The sequence below is a fragment of the Barnesiella sp. CU968 genome (genome assembly GCF_905219685.1).
In the GTDB taxonomy this organism is placed as follows: domain Bacteria; phylum Bacteroidota; class Bacteroidia; order Bacteroidales; family Muribaculaceae; genus Lepagella; species Lepagella muris_A.
Genome location: NZ_CAJMXD010000404.1, coordinates 1 through 2,586, shown reverse-complemented (window position 1 = coordinate 2,586; position 2,586 = coordinate 1). Strand labels below are relative to the sequence as shown.

Genomic DNA, 2,586 nt, shown 5'->3' with positions numbered 1-2,586 from the left:
CTCAGAAGAGAATTGGATGAACTCAAGAAAAATGTAATTGAAGATGCTGATTCATCAGTTGTAGACAAACTTCCCAAGGCTCTGGCTCCGTTGCGGCATAAAAGCCGCAGGGTAAATGAAAACGCAAGAATTGCTGGAAATGACACTATCAAGGGTAAGACGGCAGTGAAAGATTTGCAGCCTGGAGATTATGTGAAGATGATCGATGGCTCGATGACAGGAAAGGTGTTGTCTGTAAATGGGAAGAAGGCTGAAGTCGCGTTCGGATCGCTGCGTACAATCGTTGATACCGTCAAACTTAGGCTAACTTCAAAACCTAAGGAGTCAGCACTGAGTTCTTCGATGACTATTTCATCGGCGACATCAGAAGAGAGTCGGAAACGGCAGTTGAATTTCAAGAACGAGATAGATGTCAGGGGTATGCGGGCGGACGAAGCATTACAGGCGGTCACGTATTTTATAGATGATGCCATTCAGTTCAGTGCTGCAAAAGTAAGGATACTGCACGGAACTGGTCATGGCATATTGAAAACATTGATCAGAGAACAGTTGAGAGCAAATGGAGCAGTCCGTCATTTTGAGGATGAGGATGTGCGTTTCGGAGGTGCCGGAATTACTGTTGTGGATTTGGAATAATGGATTGCAAATTGTAATTTTGCGTTTCGAAATTTCATAAGAATGAAACGTTTTAAATATACCCCTTTGTGGTTGCTTCTTTCGGTTGCCTTGTCTGTAATTGTTACAATATCTTTTATGGAAGATATAAGGATAGGGGAGTGGACTGTGAAAAAGGCGCCGATAAAAGAATTTATTCTTCAAGATAATAAATTCGATTTACTTGCAGACTCTGATATAAACGCATCGGATTCGGCGGAGATTGTGGGTGGTGTGTCGTCAGAAGAAGTCGTCAGGACTGATTCGCTTCCGCAAAATCTTTTTATATTCGGAGATTCAATGACGTTTAATCTTGCATTGAGACTTGCGCAGTATGCACGTCAGAACGGTCATGTGATCCATTCTGTAAATTGGGATTCGAGCAATACAAAAATATGGGCTGAGCATGACACGCTCAGATATTATATCAACAAATACCGTCCGACACAGATTTTCATATCATTGGGAAGTAATGAAATGTACTTCAGGAATCCGGAGACACGTGCGCCGTATGTAAAAAAGATCCTTGAGGTCATTGATACTATTCCTTATGTTTGGATCGGACCTCCTAATTGGAAAGAGGATACCGGTATTAACGATATGCTGCAGCGCATTTGCAAAAAAGGAGCTTTTTTCCGGTCTGAGGGGATGGAATTTAAGCGTAAGAAAGATAATATCCACCCGACACGGGAAAGTTCATCGTTATGGGTAGACAGTATAATGCGGTGGATTCCGAAATCCTCGCATCCTTTCATAGTGGAGATGCCGTCAGATTCCATTGGAAAGGTTAATCCTAATATAGTTTTCCTGAAAGCACTCAATAAATAAGTTCTAAGTCTGTCATGTTTGATAATCTGATCAATAACATTGAACATATATACGTCAACATAGCAGGGATGTTCAGATATGATTCCGCGGCTCCGATGTTGTTTTCCAGTGGTCTGTTCTGGATTCTATTTCTGATATTCATCCCGTTTTATGCAATGCTTAAGAAAAGCAGGATGCGTATGATTGTGTTCGTAGTTCTGTTTTCTCTTTATTTCTATTATAAGTCAAGCGGATTCTTTTTCCTGATGCTGATCGGCACATCTTTGGTCGATTGGCTAATATCCAAAGCTATATTCAGAGTGGGTTCCCGTTCTGGGAAGAAGTGCCTCATGTGGTTTTCGATAATACTTTCATTATCGATTCTGGGTTACTTCAAGTATGCGAATTTCTTTTTATGGAATTGGAACCAGATGGTACAGGGCAATTTTCAGCCGCTTGATATTATATTGCCGGTTGGTATTTCGTTTTATACTTTCCAGTCAATATCTTATGTGGTAGATGTCTACAAAGGGAAGATTGCTCCAACACGCACATGGCTTGAATATTTGTTTTTCCTGTCGTTTTTCCCGGCTCTTGTAGCAGGACCTATTGTTAGAGCTGATTATTTTCTTCCGCAAATTGAAAAAAATGCAGAGGCAACGAAAAGCGACATATACGGAGGTTTCTGGCTTATAATAGTAGGTATTGTAAAGAAGGCTCTTATTGCCGACTATATTTCGCAATTCAATGATCTGATTTTTAATGATCCTTCATTGTATACCGGAGTTCAGGCGTTGATGGGAGTAATGGGGTACACAATGCAGATATACTGTGACTTTTCAGGTTATTCGGATATGGCTATCGGTCTTGCGTTGATTATGGGTTTCAGATTGGGTATCAATTTTGATTCGCCATACCAAAGCAGAAATCTGACAGAGTTTTGGCGCAGATGGCACATTTCGCTCTCATCATGGTTGCGCGATTATGTTTATATACCTCTTGGCGGCAACCGCAAAGGAACATTGCGCACTTATATCAACAATTTCCTCACCATGCTCATAGGTGGCTTATGGCATGGTGCGGCGTGGAAATTTGTATTCTGGGGAGCGATGCATGGTTTAGGTC

Annotated in this window: 3 protein-coding genes; all 3 read left to right on the top strand. The window is 41.3% G+C overall.

Annotated elements, in window-relative coordinates:
• Window positions 1-636 (top strand): Smr/MutS family protein (locus JX312_RS12110; protein ID WP_204458152.1); only part of this gene is annotated, 636 nt, incomplete at its 5' end.
• A gap of 42 nt (window positions 637-678) precedes the next feature.
• Window positions 679-1,482 carry a hypothetical protein gene (locus JX312_RS12105; protein WP_204458151.1) on the top strand — a complete coding sequence of 268 codons (804 nt, stop codon included), beginning with the start codon at window positions 679-681 and terminating at the stop codon, window positions 1,480-1,482.
• Window positions 1,483-1,496: 14 nt separating this feature from the next.
• Window positions 1,497-2,586, top strand: a 1,090-nt coding sequence (locus tag JX312_RS12100) for an MBOAT family protein (RefSeq protein ID WP_204458150.1), incomplete at its 3' end; no start/stop codon positions are given.